Raw genomic sequence first — 23,379 nt, forward strand, 5'->3', positions numbered from 1 at the left:
GCTCCTTGCAAGTGGTTCTAATATATCATACCGAACCGGACATCGAAAGTTCCGCCAAAACTCTCCCGAACTCGCTCAAACACTTTGCCTTGCGTCACCTTCAGAACTGAACTGGCCTGTTCTCGAATGCCTCCCGGAACGACCTTGGAGCGACACTTAAAGAAATCAGTTTAACGTATTGAACCTCAATGACTTCATAAAAACATGCTCGGCCAACCCGACCTGCTCAAAATGTACCCAAGCAGGCATAGGAGTATCACTGGAAACAGGATAATGCGATAAACCCCCAGTAAATTGGCTCTAAAATAGCCGCTAGTCACAACGAGGCACAGATGTGTGGGAGATAGGAGCATCCCAATGTACCCGGACAGATAGGCAAGGAGAATATTGCCGGGCAGCAGACTCGGCTGGTACAACAGACCTGCCAACAAACTGTAACACATCCCCACGTATGCGGCGACCATCCCGGTCAGAAGTCCCGCCACGAAACAAACGATTGCAATCAACACCTGCGGCGAAAGGTGCAACGACGCTGTCAGTCCGGGAATGGACTCCACTGCACCGCTCAGGTCGAGGATGGTCTGAAATGAGAGAATCCCGAACACCATGAAGACCAGCTTGTACGAGAGCCCTTGTCTGAATGAATAGATGAGTTTCGCTCGTGCCGGTCGAGTCACTATCACTACTGCCACGAGCGACACGAATACCGCGTACACCAGGTTGATCCTGGTGATCGCAAAAATGAGAATAGCCAGACCGATCGGCCAGATCGTAAAGAGGACCCCCTTGAGCGAGCGCCACATCTGGACATGATTGTGTCGATCAATCTCAACCCGGCGCGAAAAGAACAGGGCGCCAAGACCGATCATGATGATCGTCAACGGAAGCTGCAGCAGCATGATCCGGCTCAGCGACATCCCGGTCATGCCGGCGGAGAGAATGATGCCGGGGTAGACCGGCCAGAAGAATTCGACCACGTGCCGAAACCAGTAGTTTGCAGCACACTTGAATTCTGCGGAATACTGTGAGCCTTTGAGCACATTGTCCACGAGTGGTGCCGAGAGCAGCGCTCCCCCTGGCATCGGCATCAGACCGATCAGAAACGGAAGGACCGCTACTGCGGTCCTGGCTCCGCCGTATAGATGACTGCAAGCCACAGCCAGTTTCTCCAGAAACCCGAGTTCCTTCAGAAGCGAACCCATGACGGTAATGAGAATGATGACACCCGTGATGGAAAGGAATCGCTCCGACCTGACCAGGTCCCAGTAACCTTCGATGAGTCGACCGGAATCGACTCCATATAACAAGGCCGTCAACAACCCGGCGCCGAACAACGTAATGCCGACCGTGAGATTACGCCTGAGCCCCAGGACAATCGCCGCGAGAAGTACCAGGAGTTTCCAACTGTCCATCGTCGAAGATTATCGGCAGGCAATGTCTTTGTCAACCGCCGTCAACTTTCGGTATCGGGTCAGTTTGGATTTCCAGAGCGGAGGTGGCCATGAAAATTCCGAAATTGATGCCTGAGTCAATGTAGGTCGTGAACCCATCGGACCCTTTCTCGAAAGTAGGGACCTTGACAATGACGAGTTTCGTCATCGATGCAAATTCCTCTCCCTCGGGAGAGGATGTCACGAAGTGACAGGTGAGGGGCTTTCCCATTGCGACATATCCTTTCCCGTTGCGGCAGGTCCTGACTTCTGCCGACCAGGCAGATGTTGTGACCTGCCGCTTGAACTTGTAGGGCAGAACCGCTTCTGGTTCTGCCACTCCTCGGTCGGTGTATCCCAGCCTCCGACTGGGTCCCCAGTCTCTCCGTTTCCCCACACAAGTAATTACCGTCGTTACAAAATGGGAACCTTCACGCATTTTCACTACAAACTCGATGGTAATCACCGGCACGCCCCTACAGGCATGGAAACTAAGGAAGCATGCAGGTTGCTGGTCGGAACTCTAAACGGACGACAAGAGGGGAACGCCCGCCTCTTGCCTGGAGAAGAGGACCCGAAAAACAAGAAAAATGACAAAACGAACCCATTTGTGCAGAGCGCTGTGGACGGTCGACCTCCCGGACTGCAGGCTCCTGATAAACGACCCGAGGCTGTCCCAAAAGTCGCAAAATCAGTTGCGTCAGTTCCTGCGACCCCGATGCAATCGGGGTCGTGTGAACTGACGCCCTTTGCCTCCAATGAGATACGGCGTCAGGTCACAACCCCGACTTCGTCGGGATCAGGACCTAACGCAACTCCACTAACTTGTCGTACAGCCTCGGCACATGTGCCATGCACGAACTTAGGAATTTTATAAAAAACGACGGAACGAACCCAATGTCCAACTTCCCGCTGCCGGACCGACTATTGACATGCGCTCCCGGCAGCCTACCTTTCCCCGGCATTATGGACGGTATTCCAAATCAAGCGGTTGCTCGGGAACTGTCACCCTCGCGTTCGGCGCAAATCAACGAGTTGATCCGGCAGCCTGGTACCATCTGGTTAGATTCCACACTGGCGGTAGGCGACAAGGGACACCGATCAGCAATCGCGAGTGCACCCTCGTCCGACTGGACCTATGATTCCGGGCAGGTCAACAAAATTAGGCCGTCTGGACAATCATCGAGTGACTGCACGCTCGAACAGTTCGTGGACGACCTCCACCGTGACGTACAAGCTACAAATCGAACGGCCATCGGGTATGTCACATACGAGGCCGCGCTTGAGTTTCTTGGTATCAAGGCACCTCGACAACAAAGCTCAATCCCTGCGGCGAGGTTCTACCTATATGACTCTCCAGTTTGGATGAGCGGAAAATCATTGGAAACGATTGCGACACCAATTCAAGTTGACCAGAAGACTCCAGCACCAGTCTGTTCGGTGACAAGAGAGCGATACGAACGGGATGTACTTGCGGTAAAACACCACTTACGCGAGGGGGACATCTATCAGGCTAACTACACGTGTCGCTGGGAGGTAACGAGCAATGAACCGGCGAGTTCGGTCTACCGGCAATTGAGGGAGTTGAATCCTTCCCCCTATGGCGCGTATCTGAATTTCGGCGACTACCAAATTCTGTCATCGTCACCGGAAAGAATGCTGCACAGGGTGGGCAACCGAATCAGCACCAGTCCAATCAAAGGGACCGTTGCGCGAGGTGAAAACGCCGTAGAAGACAGTTCAAACCTCAAGCAGTTGCTCGCATCGGAGAAGGACCGGGCGGAACATTTGATGATCGTCGATCTCGAGCGTAATGATCTCGGCAAGATCGCGCTTCCCGGCACTGTTCGCGTGACGCGGTTATGTCGTCCGGAGACCTATGCCAACCTGTTTCATTTGGTCAGCGATATTTCCGCCACGCTGCCAAAAAACATAACTCTGGGAACTGTGCTGAAAGCACTGCTACCGGGTGGGTCAATCACGGGTGCTCCCAAACTCCGCGCCGTGGAGATACTTCGCGAACTTGAGCCTGTTCCCCGCTCAGTGTACACCGGTTGTATCGGCTACATTTCTCCTGAAGTGATCGAGTTCAATATTGCCATTCGCACGATGGTGCACCAGAATGGCCTCTATCGCGCCTATGCTGGCGGCGGCATCGTTGCCGACAGCGAACCTGCTGCCGAATATCAGGAGATGCTTCTGAAGGCTGAGCGAATGATGAGCGCACTAGGCATAAAAAACCTGAACGATCGGGTATGAAGACCGTAACTACAATCAACGGGCGCACGGTGAGCCGTCTGGACGCCCGAGTCTCGGTGTTCGATAATGCGCTTCTCTACGCCGAGGGGCTGTTCGAGACATTCCTGGCCATTGGAAATAAGGCGCTGTTCTGCGACGAACACTTGCGGCGCCTGCACCGCGGCGCCACTGTCACCGGTTTGCCCGTCCCTGTGTCTGATGCTACGCTCGTGAAATGGATGACGCAGGTTCTCCGAAAACATCCGGCGCACGTCAAGAAACTTCGCCTGACTGTCACCAGCGGCGAGTCGGCCCGCTGGGCAGGTAAATCGGGAAGGCCGCAGGTGATTCTGAGCGCCTCTCCGCATCGATTTCTGGACAGGCCTTATCGATTGCATGTCTCGCCGCTTCGGGTGGACCAGCAGTCTGTCTTTCGACGCATCAAGACGATCTCGTACGCCATCCACGCAGCGGCGATTAGGCAGGCAATGCAGAGAAGGTGCGATGACGCGCTGCTTCTGAACGAAGCCGGCAACCTGGCCGAAGTAACCTCGGCCAATATCTTCTGGGTGAAGAAGCGAAAAATCTATACACCACCACTTTCCGCCGGCTGTCTTGAGGGCGTCACGCGGGGAATTGTGATGCGCGAAGCCGAGAAGCTCGGCTTGTCGGTCGAAGAACGAAATGGTACCCTTCACGGCCTGGCCAACGTCGATGAAGTATTTATTTCGAGCTCCCTCAAGCTAGTTGCCCCTGTATCGCTGATCATCGATGGCCGCCGCCAGTACCACTTTCGACCCGGACCGGTGACTGCCGTATTGGATCGGCATTTCCGATCGGCACTCGCGGGTATCTGAATTAGAGCGGCCTCTATCATCACAGTGCCGCCGCGACTGTTTTATTTTGACTTGTTGTTTCGGGCCCTTCTATACTCAACCCACGATGGAAAAGCACAGAGGATTCGGAATGGCCAGGGCATTCGCCTCGGCAACAGTCATCGGTCTGGCAGGTTGCGTCCTGTTTGCCGGCACGACAATAGGCGCCGACCGCCGCGAGACCGATTGGCGCGACGAGCGAGACCAACGTGTGCGGCCCAACCGGCCGTCGCTGTACGATGTCCCGCCGCGAGTACTGATCGACATACCTACCGCCGGGACATTTCCCCGTGGTCATTATGATATCGGCATCCGGCTGTACCCCAATGGCGGCGCCATTGGCTACACCGACATTGGCCTGTCCAGCCGGTTGCTCATCGGCATATCGTACGGTGCGGAAGATGCGATCTCAAACCGGAGTCCCCGCTGGAACCCCGATATCGAGTTCAGTGTCAAGTTCCGGATCGTTGACGAGCTGGAATACTTCCCTGCCATTTCGGTCGGGTTTTCGTCACAGGGGGATGGCGCCTGGAACAAAGATTATCAGCGCTACGCGTACAAGTCACGCGGGTTCTATGCCGTCGCCAGCCGGGGCATCTATTTCTACAAGTGGACCTCGGGCTGGCATGCGGGCATCAACTACTCCTATGAGAAAAAGGTTGATGAGGACGCCAACATCAACATCTTCGGTGGGTTCGACGCCACCTTCGACTATAATGTCGCGCTGCTGCTCGAATACGACGCCGCCATCAACGACGATCGCTCGACATTGCCCGACGATACACCGTACCTGTTCTCAGGGAAAGGGCGAGGTTACCTGAACGCCTCGGTGAAATGGCTGTTCACGGACAATCTGGAACTCGAAGTAATGTTCAAAGATTTGCTGGTGAATCGCCGTGAGTCGGATACATTCTCGCGCGAAGTGCGCATGACCTATATCGATCGATTCTGATCCGGGCGGTCGCGCCGGATGACTTAGAATCCGGCCTGCCGCCAGCGCCCCAGCACCATCTCGGCGAAATCCCCTACGGTCTGAACCAACTTGTCGCGGTACTGCTTGGCCTTGGCCAGGTCGAATTCGGGGTATCCTTCCCCTTCCTGATACAGGAGGATCGTCCCAGGCACCGGATAGATGTCGGCTCCGGGCCGCATATAGTATGCGAGTTTGGGATCGTATGCGTCCTTGTCCAGGAGCGAGGGGTCGAGAGCATGCACGACGGCGGCTTCATCGGTGCCTGCGTGTCCGCCCACGTGCCCGAAAAATTCCTTGGTCATGTCATGACACAGTTCCCACCAGTGGATCACAGCCACGCAAGAATTGTGTTGCCGATGGAAATCAGCGGCCACCGTCTTGAGCGCACTGTTGTTGCCGCCGTGGCCGTTCATGATAATAACATAGCGAAAACCGACATCGGCCAGGGAGACCAGGATGTCGCCAACATACGCGCCGAACGTCTTTTCGTCGATCGTGCACCCCCCGTTGTAGCGATACAGTGACCGCGTGATGCCGTAATTCACTGTCGGCGCGACAAGCGCGTTCAGCCGCTCGCCGATGCCACCGGCGATAACCTCGGGTATGAAGATATCGGTCCCAAGGCAGGCCGAGCCGTGCGCCTCAACCGTTCCGACCGGCAGGATAACTGTTGTGATAGTGGCGGGAACCAACTCCCGCACTTTGAGCCAACTCAGATGATGCAGCCGGCGCTCCATCAGGGCTCCAGGCGGGCGAGGATCCGCTCCATGACCTTTTCCGTCTCGCGAGCCGTGGCTTCATCCCCTTCGAACCGGCACTGATTGATATCCCGCGCCATGGTCTCCAGATATTCCGGCGACTCGACACAGTACCATATCTCCAGTTCTGACCACGAGAGCTTCTCCTGTGTGAATGCTTCGGCCACGTCGGAGTAGATGTGGGGCGACCGCCAGTCAAACTGGGCGATCGGTATGCGGTACGCGCCGGACATGCCGATCGTGTAATAGCGTCCCTCCGGCGTGGGACCGAATACCGCATCCGATTCTTTCAGCATTTTGAGCGCGGTCTTCATCATCGATGCAGTAATGGTCGGCGTGCGACTGCCTATGACCAGTACGTGCTTGTAACCGGAGTTGAAGCAGTCCGTGAACACGTGTTCGAGCCGGGTCCCCCACCGTTCCTTTTCCTGCTCGTAGGCGGTATAGTGCTCTTTGAACGCCTCGCCGAGCTTGCCGTTCAATCTGGTCGACAGATACTCAGTGACGATCTTGATGAGCCGCTTGCGATCCGGCTCCCCCATATAGTACAGTCGCGTGTCCGCCGTGGGCACGTCCAGCGCGTTCGTGACCGTGTCGGTGATGAACGCCTGGTGCAGAAAGCGAAGGTCATCCCCTTTGATGATGCCGAAATCCATGCTGGAGCCGTCTTCCGTGGGCTCCTGCACACAGATGGCAATGACGGAGTCGATCTTTTTCCTTAACGCCATGGGCCTGTATGATTCGTTAGTACTACCTCTGCGCCGAATATATGCCCGCCCATAGGCCGCGTCAAGCGCACCGGCCATCAAGCCGCATTTTTTTTCAGCCGATGTTCTGCAGCGAAGGGAACAGATCCAGCAGGTAACCCGAGAGTCGTTGCAGCAGGTCAAAGAATATCAGCACACCGACGATCATGAGCAGCGCACCGGAGACGATCTCGATCGCGCGGAAATGGCGCTTGACAAAGCCGAACGCTCCGATGAGATAGTTGAACAGAAGCGCGGTGAGGATGAACGGTATCCCCAGTCCGGCCGAATAGAACGACAGCAACAGCACGCCCTGGGCGGTGGAGTTCTGCTGTGAGGCCAGCGTGAGGATGGCCGCCAGGATCGGCCCGATACACGGGGTCCAGCCGAACGCAAACGCCATCCCGATTATCACAGACCCAAGAAGCCCAGATTTGCGCTCGCCCGCGTGGAAGCGCTTTTCGTAATTCAGCCACTTGATCCGGAACACACCGGCCACGTGCAGGCCGAAGACAAACACGATTGCCCCGGCCACTTTGCTGAATATCCCCTTGTATTTGATGATCGCGCCGATCTGCGGCGCCAGCGCGCCGAAGAAAATGAACACGAGCGAGAAACCCACGACAAAAAAGATGGTATTGAGCGCGATCTTCCAGGTGTGCGAGCGCGCCTTGTCCGGCGTGGTGAGGTCCTCGATGGAGACACCCGAAATGAAGGAAAGATACCCGGGGATCAGGGGCAGAACGCACGGCGACAAAAACGACAGAAGGCCGGCAATCACCGCGGTCGGTATTTCGACGGTAGGCTGGTCAAACAATGGAACCTCGCTCAGTTTCTCGTTTCACGTGGACGGTTGGGGATAGATGATGTTGATTTTATGAACGACGCTCGCGCAACCGGCCGACGATCTCATTCTTGATGATCTGCAACAGCTTGTCCGGATCTATCTTGGCGGCAATTCGTTCGGCGAGTTGCGACGCCAGTTCCGCGGCCAATTGACGCGTGAACAATTCCACCTGCGCCGGATTCACTTTCTCGAGCGTTTCCTCCCAGGACAACTGCGTGCCCGGAGACTGGGCGCGAGGCTTCGCGTCTTCTACCATGATATTCTCGCCCTCGGTGGAACGGATACGTTCGATCTCTTTCTTGAACTCATCGATGAATTTTTCCACTCCCACGGTCGAACGGGACGATCCGCCGGTTGGTGCGGCCGGTTTTTCGCCCTTCGTCGCGGGCGCCGGTGTGACCGGGTCGACAAGGGTCGACGGATCCGTGAAATTGAGATCGAAGCTGTCTGGTCCGGGCGCCTTGGCCGGCGCTTTGCCGCCGGCTCCCTTGGACTGGCCGTCATCGCGCATCGACTTAACGAACCAGTCGTAGTCGTGCACTTCATCCTTGCGCTCGAATTGCATGGCGTTCGGGTCATGCAGCCCGTACTGATCGGACATGATCTCGAGCTTGCTGGTACCCGACATTTTCGGCTTGTCCGGCTTCCTGGGTGGGGCCGCTTTGGAAATCTCGGCACTTTCATCGCGGATCATCAACGATTCTACCCGCGTCGAGTCGGAATGTTCATCATGCGGCCGGGTCTCTTGTTCGAAACCGGGGGTATGACCGCTGTTGGCGGTCGGCGGTACCTTGAGGTGCGTCGTCGTGCGTTCAAGTACCTCGGATGCGGTGACGTCAATGCGATCCAGTCCCAGTGCGGCATCCAGGAGTTCGTCATCGAGACCGCCGGTACCAAAAGGGTTCGGCCCGGAACGGCCGCCCGAAGTATCACCCTGACCGGAGAAGGTCATCACTTTCTGAAGCAGATCGAGCGGGTCCAGCGGGCGCGACACCACGACCTCCGGTGGGAGTGGAAGGTCGGCTTTGTCCTCACGTTCGATCAGGACCAGTGGGATCGATGCTGTCTTGGGGTCTGATTGGATTCGCTCGAACAACGGATGGCGGTCATCACCGGCCAGGCCGGCATCAAGAACAATGAGATCAGGTCGTGAGAGTTCGAGTACCTCGCGGGCCTTCTCCGCATTCACGACGGCGATCACTTCGAAACCGCTCTGGCGCAAAACCGCTTCGGCCACTTGCCGGACCGCATCAGCTCCCTCCGCCAGCAGGACTCGTCTGCGCGTTGCCACTCATCGCTCCCGGTGTTCGTTGTGTTTGGACAGGTGCGAGGATGCCTCTTCCAGGAATTTCCGCTCCGCCTTGGTCAGATTCTCCATGCCGACTTCGTTGATCTTGTCCAGTATGGCATCCACTCGACGCATGATCTCATCCGCCTCATGGCGTCGTTTTTCCAGTTTAGACGCCTTGCGGCGGTAGCGCAAGTCTTTTAATCGGCGACCCAGCCAGTTCCACCGCCAATCCATTTTGAGGTAGATAAGTCCGCACAGCGCCCCACCCAAATGGGCCATGTGAGCAACATGTTCGCCGCCGAGGAGAACTCCCAACACCAGCATTCCCGGCACGAACCACTTGACTTTGATCGGCAGCAGGAAATACAGGTAGACATATCGATTCGGGAACATCAGCCAATATGCCACAAGCACGCCGAAGATTGCTCCCGATGCACCTACCACCGGAATCTGTTGATGGGGGAAAACCGCCAGCGTGAGTGCTGCGCCGGCCAGACCGCAGAGGAAATAGAATCGGGCGAAAGCCCTGGTTCCCCAGGTGAACTCAATCTCGGTGCCAAACATCCACAGCGCGAGCAGATTGAAGAAGACGTGCCCCAGCCCGCCGTGGACGAACATATACGTCAGAGGTTGATAGAATGTCCGGTAGAACTCCGTCAGGAAAAGCGCCGGCGTGAACCCGAGGTAGGCCGGAATCTGCGGCAGGAAATACTGCGCTATGAACACCCCACCGTTCAACAGCAACATCACCTTGATGAACGGTGATATAGCCCCAGGGCCCAGGCTCACCTGGCCCCCCAATTGAGGGTCACTATGTCGATTCCAACTCATGTACTGTCTATTATCGACCGGTCGGTCATTCTGCTTATGGCGCCTTCTGAGCTTTGGACTACGGTCCTCAGTTGGGATCGCCTGAAGACGGATTCGCGGGCGGCTTCTCTTTCTTGTCTCCCTCCGGGAGTTCGCAACTGGCGTTCATTCACGTAGGCACGCCGAAACGCGGCAGCACTTTGGTCACCAGCAGAAGCCAGACGACAACGAACACCAGAATCGACAAGAGATCGTACCAATCCACGAATTACATCCCCAAATTCAGGAGCGTTAACCCAGACGACGGTCGAAGGTAACCTCAAAAAGTATAATGACTTGGGGAGATATGAAGTTCCCGTGCGAGGCAGGGTCGGGATGGTTTGTACCCGACCCCGGTCGGTCGCTCTTAGGCAAGCACTTTCTCAAGCCGCGAGACCAATTGCGCCTTGGGAATGGCGCCGATGACCTGGTCGACCACCTGACCATTGCGGAAGAACAGAAGCGAAGGGATCGACATGATGTTGTACTTTCCGGCAGTCCGGCCATTGGCATCAACATCAAGCTTCGCCACCTTTACCTTGTCTCCCATTTCCTTGGCGACTTCCTCCAGGATCGGCGCGATCATCTTACAGGGTCCGCACCACGTGGCCCAGAAATCGACCACTACCGGCTTATCTGACTGCAAGACTTCCTTCTCAAAGGACGCGTCGGTAATCTCAACAGGCTTACTCATTCAAAACCTCCATCTTCAATTCTCATTATCGTTCTCATGTCGCCTTGAAACAATCCGGGGCAACCGAGGTTCCCCCGGTCGGTGCGCTGCTTCGGGCGTCCGGCAGTCCCACGCGTTGGATGGGAATATATAGGTAGACTTTGCTTAGACACAACGACAATGATACACCTGGGCTCAGCCTTCGGATGAGACCACAGATTCTTTGCCCCGCCGGGCGGCCCGACCTGTCGGCCGGGGGCTACGACCAGCAATCATGGCAAACGACCTGACCTGGTCCGCAAAAGCTTCCAGCCTGGTGTCTTCCGCGGAATCCTGAAGTCCCTCATAGCTTATATTGAGCCAGGGGACATTTCCCAGGTCCTGGGCCACATTGCGCGACAGCGAGCTCACCACGGTACCGGGCATGCAATTGAAGGGCATGGCGTTGACAACACCGCAGGCGCCGGATTCAACCATCTCAATCGCCTTGCCGATCGAGAGTACAGCTTCGCCCTTATAATCCAGCGACAAGTAGCGCGAGGCCCGTCTCATCACGGTAGCAACCGAATCGTCCACCGGGATCGGGAGGTGTTTTCGGAACGCTTTCATGATACGGTGCTCGTGACGCATTTGTACGCCGAGTTGAAGCAGGCTCTGTACTAACCCTCGCCAATGCCTCGACCTGAGAGATTCATGAAGATAGGTAGTCGACGTGTATAACGGCCATTCGGCAAACGGGGCGAGCCGGACTTCGAGGCCGAGACGCTCCAGCTTGTCCACCAGATGGTTATTCGAAAACCGGTTGTTGCGAAGATAGATCTCCCCTACCAGTCCCACCACCGGCCTTCTCTCCATGCGGGTAGGGACCGCAGCGAAAGCGCGCGCCGCGAACTCCCCCAGCTCTTCGAGCGATTCATCGCGAACCATGACCCGTTGCAACCGGGACAAAAACTCGAAATAGTGCTGCTCTGCCTGACCCGCCGGCTCTTCATAGGGACGAACGAGATGAAGCGCCTTGAGGAGGCAGTCCACGAACACCATTCCCTTCCAGGCAAGGGTGCGAAACGAGGTGCCATCGAGTCCGAACTGCGCATAGCCATCCTTCGAATTCGGCGAGTAAATGGGAATGTCGTTATATCCCAGGTCATCGAGCACCATCCGGTGGAACTGACTGTACAGTCCGAACCGGCAAGGACCGTTGGCACCTGGCATGAAGAACACCGAGCGACTTCGATCAAAACCATTTGAGTGGATCTTCTTGAGCATATCGCCGGTAGTCGTGACGCAGGGGAAACATTCCTTGCCGGTGGTGAATTTCTTGCCGTAATCGAGCGTGAGCCCATCACTCTCTTCCATCACCTCGGCCGTCAAGCCGAACCGCTCGAACGCGGCCTTGAGCGGAAATGCGTGATCGCACATGTTGGGAATGTAGATCGTCTTCTCAAATGGCCTGAAGGCATCCGTCTGCACGCTAAAAGCTGAGATCGGCGGCTCGAATGCATAGTAGCGCAGCGAATCGATGAACGCCTCGCAGCGCGTAATAAGTCCGGCGTCGGCGGAATGCTCATCGATCTCGAGTTGCAGATATGGCTTGCCGTGCATGCTCTTTCGGAAGAAGTGCGTGATGAAGGAATCCGGTCCGCAGCCAAACGACGAAATATATACGGCGAAGAGGTTGGGGTGCTTGCGAATGTAATCGGCAGCAAGAAGAATGCGCCGTCCATAACGCCAGTACATGTTTCCCAGGTTGGCTTGCGTATCTCCCAAAGGTAGAAAGTCCATCGGAATGACCTTGTAGCCCAGATTTCGGATCTTGTCCGGCAGGTCAAGCGACAGGCGGCGGTCGTACCCATTATATGGGCGGCTTATCAGCACCAACACTTTTTCGTCAGGCTTCAGTTCGCCCAGAATCTTCTGGGATTCCGCGGACAATTTCTGCTGAAATGCACGATATGCTTTCAGACCGGCCGCAACCGCTCTCTTCAATTGTCGGTCGGACAGCCCAAGCTCGGTCGCCAGCGACCGCAGCTGGCTGGTCAGCTCATCGGCATTGTACGTGAAATAGATCGTGGGATCCAGGAATCGAACGCCGCGGTCGGCAAAGTTGAATCGCGCCTTAAGCGCCGCGCCGATAGTCTGAACGTAGGGACATACGTACGGAGCGTCACCGATCTGCTGGGATTCATCGGCGACCTTGATGAGTGACGGCAGGAAGAGAACATCGACATCACCTGACAGCAGATTCGCGACATGGCCATACACGAGCTTGATCGGAAAACAGGTTTCGGCCGAAAACAGCTCGAGTGATTCCTCTACGATCCGTTGATTAGATAGGTCCGAAGTTTTAGTTCGATAACCGGCTGCCTCGAAGAATGCACGCCAGAACGGATAATAATCGAAGTAATGCAGGACCCTGGGCAAGCCGATGACCCCTCGGGGCTTTTGGGACGATGTCTGTTCCAGATATCGCTGCTGAAGATGCCGCATGCGCAGACTGGTGAAATCCAGCGGCAGGGTTCTTCCGGAACGCTTGTCAACTTCGTACTTCTCGCATCGGGCACCGTAGTATAGGGTCTCCTCGTTTTCAATCTCGACTTTGCGTATCTCACAATGGTTGGAACAGTCCTCACACGGGAAGGTATCGAGCCGGTATGGGCGCCTGGAAATATCGAAACCTTTGAACGATGTTGCAAAGCCGGGCTCCCGTTCCTTTTCGATAGCCAGGATCGCAGCGCCAATGGCACCCGTGACATCGTGATGCGGTGGGACGGTGATTTTCCGTCCGGTCAATTTCTCAAAGGCAGCTACCACTCCTTTGTTCCAGGCCACCCCGCCCTGGAAGAATATATTGTCGCCTATCCGGCGGTCTCCCACCACCTTGGTGAGATAATTGCTGGCTATGGAATACGCCAGTCCGGCGATCAGGTCCTCCTTGCGCGCCCCCGATCGCTGATGCGCCACCAGGTCAGATTCCATGAAGACCGTGCAGCGTTCGCCGCAGCCGACGGGACATTTGGCACACAACGCTTTCTCTCCAAATTCCTGCTCGATATTGATCTTCAGCTTCTCGGCTTGCTCCTGCAGAAACGATCCGGTGCCGGCGGCGCACGCCTTGTTCATCTCGAAATCGACCACCGCGCGGTCACGGAGTGAGATGTACTTGGAGTCCTGGCCGCCGATTTCGAATATGGTGTCCACCGTTGGATCGATGTTGACCGCGGCCGTCGCCTGTGCGGTGATTTCGTTGCGGACCACATCTGCTCCCACGTAGTCGCCGATCAGATACCGCCCGGATCCGGTGGTACCAACTGCCCTCACCATCACTCGCTCCCCTACCTCGAGACCCACCTCGGCAAGACCGCGGCGGACCGCCTCAATTGGTCTCCCTTCCGTCATGAGATAGCGCCTGGCGATTACTCGCCGATCACGGTCAATCAGGACGATGTTCGTCGAAAGAGACCCTATGTCAATTCCCATGAACAGGTCCAACCCATCGAAATCGCGGGGAGCGGTGGACAGCGTGACATCGTAATGTTTGGAATCGGGGTGGTCGTACGACAGTGCGTCTCGGCCCGATTCCACGACCTTCTGAAACTTCAGGTAAGCATCGATTCGGGTCGGATCGAATGACTGAACTCGGGCGCCCGCTTCAAGCGCAAGAAGTGCCGCCCCCAACGCACTCATGACATTGAAATGTTCCGGGATGATCAACTCGCCGTCACGGAGACCGAGCAACTCGGTAAAGGCCCGCACCATGCCGGGGTTCGCCGCCACTCCCCCTTCAAACGCCACTGGCGGATCGAACCGTTTTCCCCGGGCAATGGCACCTTTGAAATTCCGTGCGACGGCAAAACAGAGCCCGGCCACGATGTCATAATCGGGCGCTGCCATTTGTTGAAGATGAATCATATCCGACTTGGCAAACACCGAACAGCGCCCGGCGATACGCGCCGGGTTCTTTGACTTGAGCGCGAGTTGACCAAATTGCTCCTCGATGGAAATATTCAAGCGTCCCGCCTGCTGGTCCAGAAAGGAGCCGGTCCCGGCAGCGCACTGAGCATTCATGGCGAAGTCTATCACTGCTCGGCTGGTAGTATCCAGAATGAGTAGCTTCGAGTCCTCACCTCCCATCTCGATGACCGTCCTCACGTTCGGCAGGAGATGGAAATTGGCGGCCGCCAAGGCTGCGATCTCGCCGAAACTGGACCCGCCAAGTATGGACTGAGCCGTTTTGCACCCTATGCCGGTAAGCCCGACATGAAGGCCCGGTGCGGTCAATTCGGTGAAATCCTGTTGTATGATGTCTCGCAGGGTCTCAAACGGCCCGTCGGTGAACCGTCGATAGACGCTCCGCTCTATTACACCTTCACGAACCAACACAACTTTGACGGCGACCGAGCCGATATCGATTCCCAGTGCTGTCCGTGTAGTCCCCATACTGATATGAGATATATGCCGCCGTCGGCCGGTGCAAGAGAATAATTATCGCTCCCGAGAATCCGGTTGTTTCAGCCTGTCTCTCGTCTATATTCTCGTATTCGGCAAGGATGTTTCGTATGCGAGTGGTGATTCAGCGTACTACCGGAGTGACGGTACGGATCGATGACCGGATATTCAGCCAGACCGGACCTGGTCTGCTGGTCCTCTTCGGAACACGGACCGGTGATACCGAGCAGTCGTGTCTGGCGCTGGCGGACAAATTAGTGAACTTGCGGATATTCGAAGACGCCCAGGGGAAAATGAATCTCTCGGCCCTCGATGTACGAGCGGAGATCATGGTGGTATCGCAGTTCACACTGTACGCGGACACCCGCAAAGGGAGGCGGCCGGCGTTCACCGATGCCATGGAGCCGATTGAGGCGGAAAGGCTATACGATCGATTTGTCGTGGCCATTTCAGCCAGCGGCTTGACCACTCGGTCCGGCTCGTTTGGGGCCAAAATGGAAGTGGCATTCGTAAACCACGGGCCGGTGACAATACTACTTGAGCATGACATACTCCAATCTTCATAGGCTTGCACAGCGGTATCGGTTGGTGCTGGGCTCAGGTTCTCCCCGGCGATTCGAGTTGCTTACCGAACTCGGTGTCCGCTTTGAGCGAATCGTACCCGACCTGCACGAATCAATGGCCCCCGGAGAGCACCCGTATCATTTCGCCAAGCGGCTGGCCGAAGACAAGGCACACGAGGTGGCGATTCGACTGAACGATCAATCATTGGTCATCGGGTGCGACACGATCGTCGTCCTTGGCGACCAGGTACTTCAGAAACCGATTGACGAACCAGACGCCGCGCGAATCCTGTCGATGCTGTCAGGAAACGCGCACGTGGTCTGTTCGGCCGTGGCACTGGCACTGCACAACCGCATTCTGGAGTCATCGTACGAGCTCACCCACGTGTATTTCAACACGATCACTGCGAGTCAGATCCAAGATTACATTGCGACGGGCGAGCCGATGGACAAGGCCGGCGCCTACGGCATTCAGGGTATGGGGGCTTTTTTAGTTGACAGAATCGAGGGAAACCTTGATACTGTTGTCGGTCTGCCCCGGACGCTGCTGGACAATCTGGCCGGGCGGGTAATGTCCTGTGTGTCAAGAGATTAGGCTGTGTGTGACGGTTGATGGGCGAAGTACATGTTAAACTGGGAATGCTGCTGAAGCTCGAACGCGAGCGGCGAAACCTTGCTCTGGCCGATCTCTCACAGGAACTGAAAATCTCAGAGACAAATCTCCAGCACATCGAGGACGGCAACGTGGCCGCCCTTCCCAGTGAGTTGTATTTCAATCTGTTCGGCAAGTCGTACGCCGAAGCGCTCGGGATCGATTTCGCGAGAACGATAGAGGCCATCCGCGAGGATCTGGGGGAACCGATTGAGCCGACCAACGGCGCCATGCTGCCGGCCGATGAACGACCGAGATCCGAGCGAAAGACGGATGGCGCCGAGCCACCGGCAGAGACGCAGGGGAAACCGAGCGTGAATATCGGGTCGATGGTGACTATCATACTGCTCGCTATCGTTGCTATCCTGATCTGGATCTGGTTCGCGCCGGACAAAAAGGTGATGTTGTTCGAAAAGAATCGCGCCAACGGTCTTCCGGGCCGAGAGAAATCAGCCTCGGAACTGGCAGACTCGTTCGGCCGCAAAAGCACCGAACCGGCCAACTTGAATCTGAAACTCATTGCCCGCGACCGCTCGTGGGCGACCGTACTGACCGACGGTGACACTGCGCTCGCCACTACGCTCAAACCCTGGCGCGAGTACACGGTCGGCGCTCGCGACAAACTGGTCATTTCACTTCAGGCGCCGTTGTCGGTCGATGCTTTCGTCAATAATCGACGGGTCGACCTGAGCGACCCGGAAAAGGGTACAGTAGAAAAAGTTGAGGTCACACTGGCGAACCTGGAGTTGTACATCAAAACACCGGGCGCCGACACTCTTGGGGCAGATTCGCTCGGCGCCGACAAGCCGCGACAGACGCTGTCCGAAACGGTACGTTTAGCAGCCGATAGTCTGGTCGCCAACCCTCCGCTGCGACCGCCCAAGTCTGAAACCGCCGATGCACGCCGCGACACTGTGAGGTGATGCAATGGGAATCAAAAAAATACTCGCACGCTATCAGCTCGGTCAGTTGCGCCGTCGAGTACAGCCTTTCGACTTCAACGTACCGGCAGACCTGTTGAAATGCCGGCACGTGCTTATCTGCCTCCCCAACGGGCTGCGGGAGCTGACCCTGGTAAAGCAGTTTTTGCCGACTATCACCTATCTGTTCGGCAAAGCTGATGTTACGCTGCTGGCGATGCCGGGATTGCAGGTGACCGACATTTACCCCCGCAAAGGATTCCAACTGGTGACGCCGTCGGTCGATCAACTTGGCTGGGCCGGAGTCCCCAAGAAAGGATTCCTGAGCATGCTGCAAGGGTACAACATCGACACCGTTCTTGACCTTACCTTGGAAAGCTCGGTGTTCACATCGACAGTTCTGCTGAGTCTCCCCAAAGCCATACGGATAGGCCGCGGAAATCACCTCGGGGCCCCATACTACAATCTTGAGATCAAAACCAAATTCCTCCGGGACGAACGCAACATTTATCGTTCTCTCCTGGAGATACTCGGCGAGATCATGAACCGCCGGGTACAACCGCTCGGAGCCGGCGCCGCAAACTGAATCTGGAGGATCCGTGTACCTACAGCGACTCGACATACTCGGTTTCAAGTCCTTTGCCAACAAGACGACCGTCACGTTCGCCAATGGCGTAACGGCCATTGTCGGCCCGAACGGTTGCGGCAAGACTAATGTGCTCGATGCGCTTCGCTGGGTCCTTGGGGAGCAGCGCCCGACGCTTCTTCGCGGCGGCAAGATGGAAGAGGTGATTTTCAACGGAACACGCGAGATGAAACCGCTCGGGATGTCCGAAGTCACCCTGACGGTCGTCAACGACCGGGGCGTTCTGCCCACCGAATATTCGGAGGTCCAGATCACCCGCAGACTGTTCCGAAGCGGTGAATCCGAATACCTGCTCAATCGTGTTCCCTGCCGTTTGAAGGACATCACCGACCTGTTCCTCGACACCGGCATGGGGCCGCATTCGTATTCCGTGATCCAACAGGATATGATCGATTCGGTCATCTCCGACCGGGCCGAAGAACGGCGCCTGCTGTTCGAGGAGGCAGCCGGTATCACCAAGTACAAGCAGCGCAAGAAGGCGGCGCTTAGAAAGCTCGAGGCCACCGAAAACGACTTTCTGCGACTCAAGGATATCTACGCCGAAGTCAAGACGCAGACGAACTCGCTCTATCGGCAACACAAGAAGGCCGAGCGGTACCAGAAGATCGCCGACGAGATCCGGCAGTGGGACCTGTACCTCAATTCCCAGCGACTCCAGACTATTGAGTTGGAAAAACGAGAATTGAAAGCCGTCTGCGATGGTCTCGTCGATCAGCGCAACGGATACAATACCGAGCTGGACGGTGTCTCCGCTGCATTGGAAGCGGATCGAAAGGAACTTCTCGATATCGAGCACGAGCTCACCAATGTCGGCAATCAGATTTACACCGAGTCCGAAAGGGCGCACGGTCTGGAACGGCAGATCTCTGTCTGCAAGGAGAAGCGGCAGAACGCCGAAACGCTCATGGAGCGGAACACGGTCGACATTGCGTCGATGTCCAACCGCGTCAGCTTTCTGGACGAGCAGGCAACGCTGACGCAAAAAGAACTGGCCGAGCAGATGCAGTCGCGTGACACTGTCGCCACTCAGCTTGGCGAAGCCGAATCGGCCCAGGCTGAGGCGGACCGCCAGTTGCTGACTTCGAGGACATCGCGCGAGGCTGAGAACCGTCGGCTGATAGAACTCGAAGGAAAACTCTCTTCCGGACGTACCGAAGAGACGAATCTCCGCGAGCAGGAAACCGAACTGGCAACGCAACTGGTGGCTCTGGACCGTCAGGTCACCGAGGCTTCCCCAAGGCAACAGGATCTTCTGGTCCAGCACGAGCAGCGCCACAGCCTGCTCAACGAACTGCTGACTCGTAAGTCGGAATTCGAGCAGCGCCAGAACTCGCTGACCGAGCAGATCGAACGGTTCGCCGATGAAAGCGAGGAGATCAATCTTGAGATCGCGAATCTGAGCGCCTCGATCGAAGCCTGTGAGGCACGCAGGAATCTCCTGGCCGAGATGATGCTCCATTACGAGGGGCATGAATCCGGACTCGTCGCCGCCATGGAGGTCAGGGAACGATGGCCCGGCGTTGCCGGTACCGTGGCCGACCAGTTTGTCCCGGTCGAAGGCCTGGAGATCGCACTGGAAGCGGCTCTTGGCAGCATGGCCGGATTCATGATCTGCCGGGATCGCCAGACCGCGGAGAGCATTGTCACCTATCTCAAAGCTGAGAACAAAGGCAGAATCGGCATCCTCGTGCCGGATTCGGGTACGCTTAACCCGGTGGTCCGGCGTCCCGAGATCGATGCCGAGAGTTTCCTGGGATGGTTGGAGACCTTTGTCAGCACTGATGACACGCTCCGACCGTTGAAAGAGGCGGTCCTCTCGCGCACCGCCGTTTTCAAGGCCGGCGCCGACCCAACGACGATTCTCGAACGTCTCCCCTATGGCTTCGGCGCGGTATCCACCGATGGCGTTCTGTATTCCAAAAATGTAATCGCCGGCGGGTCCGATGACCGGTTCCCTCTCTTTCGGCGCAAAGAGAAAGTGCTGGAGCAGGAGCGGATGATCTCCGAGTTGACTACCCGACAACAAGCTGCCCGCGACAGAAAAAACCATCTGGTAGCACAGTTGGCAGCCGCCAGGGCGGAATCTTCGACGTTGGCTTCCGCTACCGAGAGCTTGAAGGAAGAGATCGAAACGGCACAGCAAGGCCTTGCCGAGCTCGATTTCCAGCGGCGCACGCTGGCCTCCGAGTTCGAGCGGTGGGATAAAGAACGTTCCTCTCTGCGAAACCGCCTGGCGTCCATCCGTGGCCGACAGTACAATCTGGGTCTCGATTTCAGTCAACTCGCCGGTGAACGCGAATCGCTTGTTTCCCAAATGTCCTCATTTGCCGGGCGCCTGGAAGACTGCGAGCGAGCCGCAACCGAGGCACTCGAGCGTGTGGCCCGCCTGCAGGTAGCCATGGTGGAGGCGCGCAGCAAAACAGAGCAGACCGAAAGCCGCATCGCTCACCTGCAGGAGATAAAGCGGGATATCGAGCAGACACTGGCGTCCAAGCGGGATGAGATATCGCAGGCACAGGATGAGATTGCATCCTCGGTCGCGGCCATAGCCGATCTGGAACAGCAGCTCAAGGCAGCATTTGATACGCGCGACGAACTGCTCGCCGAACAGACCCGCCTCCGCTACCAGCAGAGCGAGGTCAATGAACGCATGGCCGCCAAAGAGGGTCGGGCCAAGGAACTGCGGGTGCAGCGGGACACGTTTGGCGATAAGATCCACCAGTTGGAAATGCGTCTGACGGCAATCGACGCTGAGATCAGAGGGATCTGCGATCACGTGCGTGACGAAGCGGATGTCGACATTACCGAGCTGTCGGTTGCTCGCCCGAATGAGACCATTTCCGATGACGCCGCCCGCGAGCACGTCGTGAATCTCAAGGAGCAGCTCAAGAAATTCGGCGCGGTCAATCTCCTCGCCCTGGAAGAGTATCGAACGACCAGCGACCGGGAGAAGTTCCTGGCCACGCAGCTTGCCGATCTCACGACGGCCAAGAATGACCTGGCCACGACGATCACGCGTATCAATGAAACCGCTCGTCAGATGTTCATGCAGACATTCGACAAGGCGCGCGAGAATTTCAAGTCCCTGTTTGTCGAGTTGTTTAGCGGCGGCGAGGCGGATGTCCGGTTGGAAGATACGTCCGACCCCCTCGAATCCAATATCGAGATCATCGCCCGCCCGCGCGGCAAAAAGCTCCTCTCCATCACCATGATGTCCGGCGGCGAGCGGGCATTGACCGCCATTTCGCTGCTGTTTTCCCTCTACCTGGTCAAACCGTCGCCGTTCTGCATTCTCGACGAGATCGATGCGCCGCTTGATGACGCCAACTGTCACCGTTTTCTGAAGATCATCCGCAAGTTCTCCGAACAGACGCAGTTCATAACCATCACCCACAACAAGATCACCATGGAAGCGGCCGACAATCTGTATGGCATCACCATGGAACAGCCGGGCGTATCAAAGCTGGTTGCAGTCCGATTCACATCGGGTGATGGCGCCGAGTCTTTGGTCATCGAAGAGAGCGCGGAGAGCCCGTCTGAATCGGAAGCAGTACCCGGGGCGGCAACGGCCGACCTTCCGGAGGCCATCCGGCAGCGCCTCCAGTCCGATATTACCGTTCCCGATGATCCGACCAGTTGAGCCGCTCATCTGATGTTCAATCCGTTCGAGAAGCTCAAACAGTCGCTGGTCAAAACCAAAGAGAATCTCCTCGGCAGAATCAGCCAGGTGGTGAATCGGCGCCGAATCGACGACGAGCTGCTTGACGAGATCGAGCAGATCCTCATCGAAGCGGACGTCGGCGTGAAGGCCACCATGCGTCTGATCGAAAGCATCAGAAGAAAAGCGGCCGAGCGTAATCTCAGCGATGGCGCCGATATCATGGGGCTGTTGAAGGAAGAGATTGCGGCAATACTCTCTCGCGAAGACGGCCAGGTATTCAGGCCGTCCGATGCCACACCGGTTATCTGGCTCATTGTCGGAGTCAACGGCGTGGGGAAAACGACCACCATCGGCAAGCTGGCTACCCATTTCGCATCACAGGGCAAGAAGGTCATTATCGGGGCGTGCGACACATTTCGAGCTGCCGCTATCGAGCAGGTGGCCATTTGGGCGGAGCGAAGTGGCGTCGAGATCATCATGACACAAAAAGGGGCCGACCCGGCAGCCGTGGCGTTTGATGCGGCCAGTGCCGCACGGGCACGCGGAGCCGACATTCTGCTGGTCGACACCGCGGGACGACTGCACACCAAGAGCAATCTGATGGAAGAGCTCAAGAAGATCGCCCGGGTAGTCCGGAAGGCGGCACCGGATGCGCCGGTATACAGCAAGTTGATCATCGACGGTAACACCGGACAGAATGCGCTGGCGCAAGTGAGGATATTCACCGATGCGGTCGGGTGTGACGGGCTCATAATCACCAAATTGGACGGAACCGCCAAAGGCGGGATCGTGATCGCAATCGCCGAGGAACTCGGCGTTCCAGTCGATTTCGTGGGGGTCGGCGAGGGGATCGACGATCTCCAGCGGTTCGACTCGCGGCAATTCGCAGAGGCTCTGTTTTCATCATGATCGAGATTTCCGTCACAACACACGATCGCGATGAAATGCTCGATGTCACTGCCCAGGTGCAGAAGGTGGTCTCGGACAGCGGCGCACGCGACGGTTATGTCATCTGTTTTGTGCCTCATACCACCGCCGGTATCACTATCAACGAGCACGCCGACCCGGATGTGTGCCGCGACATACTGCACAAGCTGCGCAAAGAGATACCGCAGAGCGACGGGTACAGACACGCCGAAGGAAATTCCGACGCCCACATCAAGGCATCGCTGATGGGATCGTCGGTGACAGTCATTTTCGAGAACAAGCGGCTGGTCCTGGGGACATGGCAGGGTATTTTCTTCTGCGAATTCGACGGACCCCGCAGCCGTACGCTGTTCGTCAAGGTTGTCAGCGATGCTTAAGATACGCATCCTCGCCGTGGGCAAAGACAAAGATGCCTGGGTGACGAAAGGGTGCGAGCACTACCTGAAGCTTCTGAGCAAGTATGCCGACATGCAGCTTGTCGTAATCCCCAATGTCAAATCATCCGCGTCCCTTTTTCCGAATGAAATTCGCAGCCGTGAAGCCGAGAAGTTCGAGAAGCATCGCGGCAAAGGGCTCTCCATAGCTCTCGCGGATTCCGGAAAGTGCATGAATTCACCAGCGTTTGCGCGACAGCTTGACCGCTGGCACGCTGCGAGCGGCGGGCGGATCGACTTTCTCATCGGGGGGCCATACGGACTGGATGCCCGGGTCACCGGCAGAGCGGATGCTTGTGTGTCCCTCTCCCCCATGACCTTCTCACATCAGTTGGTGCGGCTGGTGCTGCTGGAACAACTGTACCGCGCGTTTTCCATACTCGGCGGCACGCCGTACCACAAATGAAAGCGCCCTGCGGGGAGGAACGCAGAGCACTTTCAAAGGAAAGA

20 protein-coding genes and 1 pseudogene are annotated in these 23,379 nt (G+C 56.8%); 12 read left to right on the forward strand and 9 right to left on the reverse strand.

What is annotated here, in order from left to right:
- Positions 1-194 precede the first annotated feature (194 nt).
- Together AB1644_02755 and AB1644_02760 are read right to left on the reverse strand one after the other, a co-directional pair.
- On the reverse strand, positions 195-1,412 hold the full coding sequence (locus AB1644_02755; protein MEW6049968.1) for a DUF401 family protein: 1,218 nt from the start codon (positions 1,410-1,412) through the stop codon (positions 195-197).
- A 31-nt stretch (positions 1,413-1,443) separates the two neighbouring features.
- The gene (locus AB1644_02760) at positions 1,444-1,599 is read right to left on the reverse strand and encodes a hypothetical protein (protein MEW6049969.1); all 156 of its coding nucleotides are present in this window, start codon (positions 1,597-1,599) and stop codon (positions 1,444-1,446) included.
- A gap of 797 nt (positions 1,600-2,396) precedes the next feature.
- Here AB1644_02760 and AB1644_02765 point away from each other — a divergent pair.
- The 4 genes and pseudogenes from AB1644_02765 (at position 2,397) to AB1644_02780 (ending at position 5,495) form a co-directional block, all read left to right on the forward strand.
- Positions 2,397-2,774 (forward strand): annotated as a pseudogene (locus tag AB1644_02765) (hypothetical protein).
- Positions 2,775-2,870: 96 nt separating this feature from the next.
- Positions 2,871-3,689 carry an anthranilate synthase component I family protein gene (locus AB1644_02770; protein ID MEW6049970.1) on the forward strand — a complete coding sequence of 273 codons (819 nt, stop codon included), beginning with the start codon at positions 2,871-2,873 and terminating at the stop codon, positions 3,687-3,689.
- Positions 3,686-4,525, forward strand: coding sequence for an aminotransferase class IV (locus AB1644_02775; GenBank protein ID MEW6049971.1), 840 nt, complete (start codon positions 3,686-3,688; stop codon positions 4,523-4,525). The genes AB1644_02770 and AB1644_02775 overlap by 4 nt, the downstream gene beginning before the upstream one ends.
- 109 nt (positions 4,526-4,634) lie before the next feature.
- Entirely contained in the window at positions 4,635-5,495 is an 861-nt protein-coding gene (locus tag AB1644_02780; GenBank protein ID MEW6049972.1) for a hypothetical protein, read from the forward strand.
- A 23-nt stretch (positions 5,496-5,518) separates the two neighbouring features.
- Here the strand turns inward: AB1644_02780 and AB1644_02785 are convergent, their stop codons facing one another.
- The 7 genes from AB1644_02785 to AB1644_02815 form a co-directional block, all read right to left on the reverse strand.
- On the reverse strand, positions 5,519-6,253 hold the full coding sequence (locus AB1644_02785) for a creatininase family protein (protein MEW6049973.1): 735 nt from the start codon (positions 6,251-6,253) through the stop codon (positions 5,519-5,521).
- Entirely contained in the window at positions 6,253-7,002 is a 750-nt protein-coding gene (locus AB1644_02790; GenBank protein MEW6049974.1) for a DUF2064 domain-containing protein, read from the reverse strand. The genes AB1644_02785 and AB1644_02790 overlap by 1 nt, the downstream gene beginning before the upstream one ends.
- A 94-nt stretch (positions 7,003-7,096) precedes the next feature.
- Positions 7,097-7,837: a cytochrome c biogenesis protein CcdA gene (locus AB1644_02795; protein MEW6049975.1), complete on the reverse strand. Its 741-nt coding sequence runs from the start codon at positions 7,835-7,837 to the stop codon at positions 7,097-7,099.
- A 58-nt stretch (positions 7,838-7,895) separates the two neighbouring features.
- Positions 7,896-9,158, reverse strand: a complete 1,263-nt coding sequence (locus AB1644_02800; protein ID MEW6049976.1) for a hypothetical protein — start codon at positions 9,156-9,158, stop codon at positions 7,896-7,898.
- Entirely contained in the window at positions 9,159-9,947 is a 789-nt protein-coding gene (locus tag AB1644_02805) for a rhomboid family intramembrane serine protease (protein MEW6049977.1), read from the reverse strand.
- Between the two features lie 427 nt (positions 9,948-10,374).
- Positions 10,375-10,701 carry a thioredoxin gene (gene trxA, locus AB1644_02810; protein MEW6049978.1) on the reverse strand — a complete coding sequence of 109 codons (327 nt, stop codon included), beginning with the start codon at positions 10,699-10,701 and terminating at the stop codon, positions 10,375-10,377.
- 174 nt (positions 10,702-10,875) lie between these two features.
- Entirely contained in the window at positions 10,876-15,117 is a 4,242-nt protein-coding gene (locus tag AB1644_02815; GenBank protein ID MEW6049979.1) for an acyl-CoA dehydratase activase, read from the reverse strand.
- Positions 15,118-15,236: 119 nt separating this feature from the next.
- Between AB1644_02815 and dtd the strand changes: the two genes are divergently transcribed.
- The 8 genes from dtd to AB1644_02855 are packed head-to-tail and all read left to right on the forward strand — an operon-like array spanning position 15,237 to position 23,335.
- Positions 15,237-15,692 (forward strand): D-aminoacyl-tRNA deacylase, encoded by a 456-nt coding sequence (gene dtd / locus AB1644_02820; protein ID MEW6049980.1) that lies wholly within the window; start codon positions 15,237-15,239, stop codon positions 15,690-15,692.
- A complete protein-coding gene (locus AB1644_02825; GenBank protein MEW6049981.1) occupies positions 15,670-16,284 on the forward strand; it encodes a Maf family protein in 615 nt (204 codons plus the stop codon). The genes dtd and AB1644_02825 overlap by 23 nt, the downstream gene beginning before the upstream one ends.
- 17 nt (positions 16,285-16,301) lie before the next feature.
- A complete protein-coding gene (locus AB1644_02830) occupies positions 16,302-17,264 on the forward strand; it encodes a RodZ domain-containing protein (protein MEW6049982.1) in 963 nt (320 codons plus the stop codon).
- Between the two features lie 4 nt (positions 17,265-17,268).
- The gene (locus tag AB1644_02835) at positions 17,269-17,847 is read left to right on the forward strand and encodes a hypothetical protein (GenBank protein ID MEW6049983.1); all 579 of its coding nucleotides are present in this window, start codon (positions 17,269-17,271) and stop codon (positions 17,845-17,847) included.
- A gap of 13 nt (positions 17,848-17,860) precedes the next feature.
- Entirely contained in the window at positions 17,861-21,547 is a 3,687-nt protein-coding gene (gene smc, locus AB1644_02840) for a chromosome segregation protein SMC (GenBank protein ID MEW6049984.1), read from the forward strand.
- A gap of 12 nt (positions 21,548-21,559) precedes the next feature.
- The gene (ftsY, locus tag AB1644_02845) at positions 21,560-22,477 is read left to right on the forward strand and encodes a signal recognition particle-docking protein FtsY (GenBank protein ID MEW6049985.1); all 918 of its coding nucleotides are present in this window, start codon (positions 21,560-21,562) and stop codon (positions 22,475-22,477) included.
- Positions 22,474-22,872: a secondary thiamine-phosphate synthase enzyme YjbQ gene (locus tag AB1644_02850; protein MEW6049986.1), complete on the forward strand. Its 399-nt coding sequence runs from the start codon at positions 22,474-22,476 to the stop codon at positions 22,870-22,872. Before ftsY ends, AB1644_02850 begins: the two co-directional genes overlap by 4 nt.
- Positions 22,865-23,335 carry a 23S rRNA (pseudouridine(1915)-N(3))-methyltransferase RlmH gene (locus AB1644_02855; protein MEW6049987.1) on the forward strand — a complete coding sequence of 157 codons (471 nt, stop codon included), beginning with the start codon at positions 22,865-22,867 and terminating at the stop codon, positions 23,333-23,335. Before AB1644_02850 ends, AB1644_02855 begins: the two co-directional genes overlap by 8 nt.
- Positions 23,336-23,379 lie beyond the last annotated feature (44 nt).

Source organism: Candidatus Zixiibacteriota bacterium (assembly GCA_040753875.1).
Lineage (GTDB): Bacteria > Zixibacteria > MSB-5A5 > GN15 > FEB-12 > DATKJY01.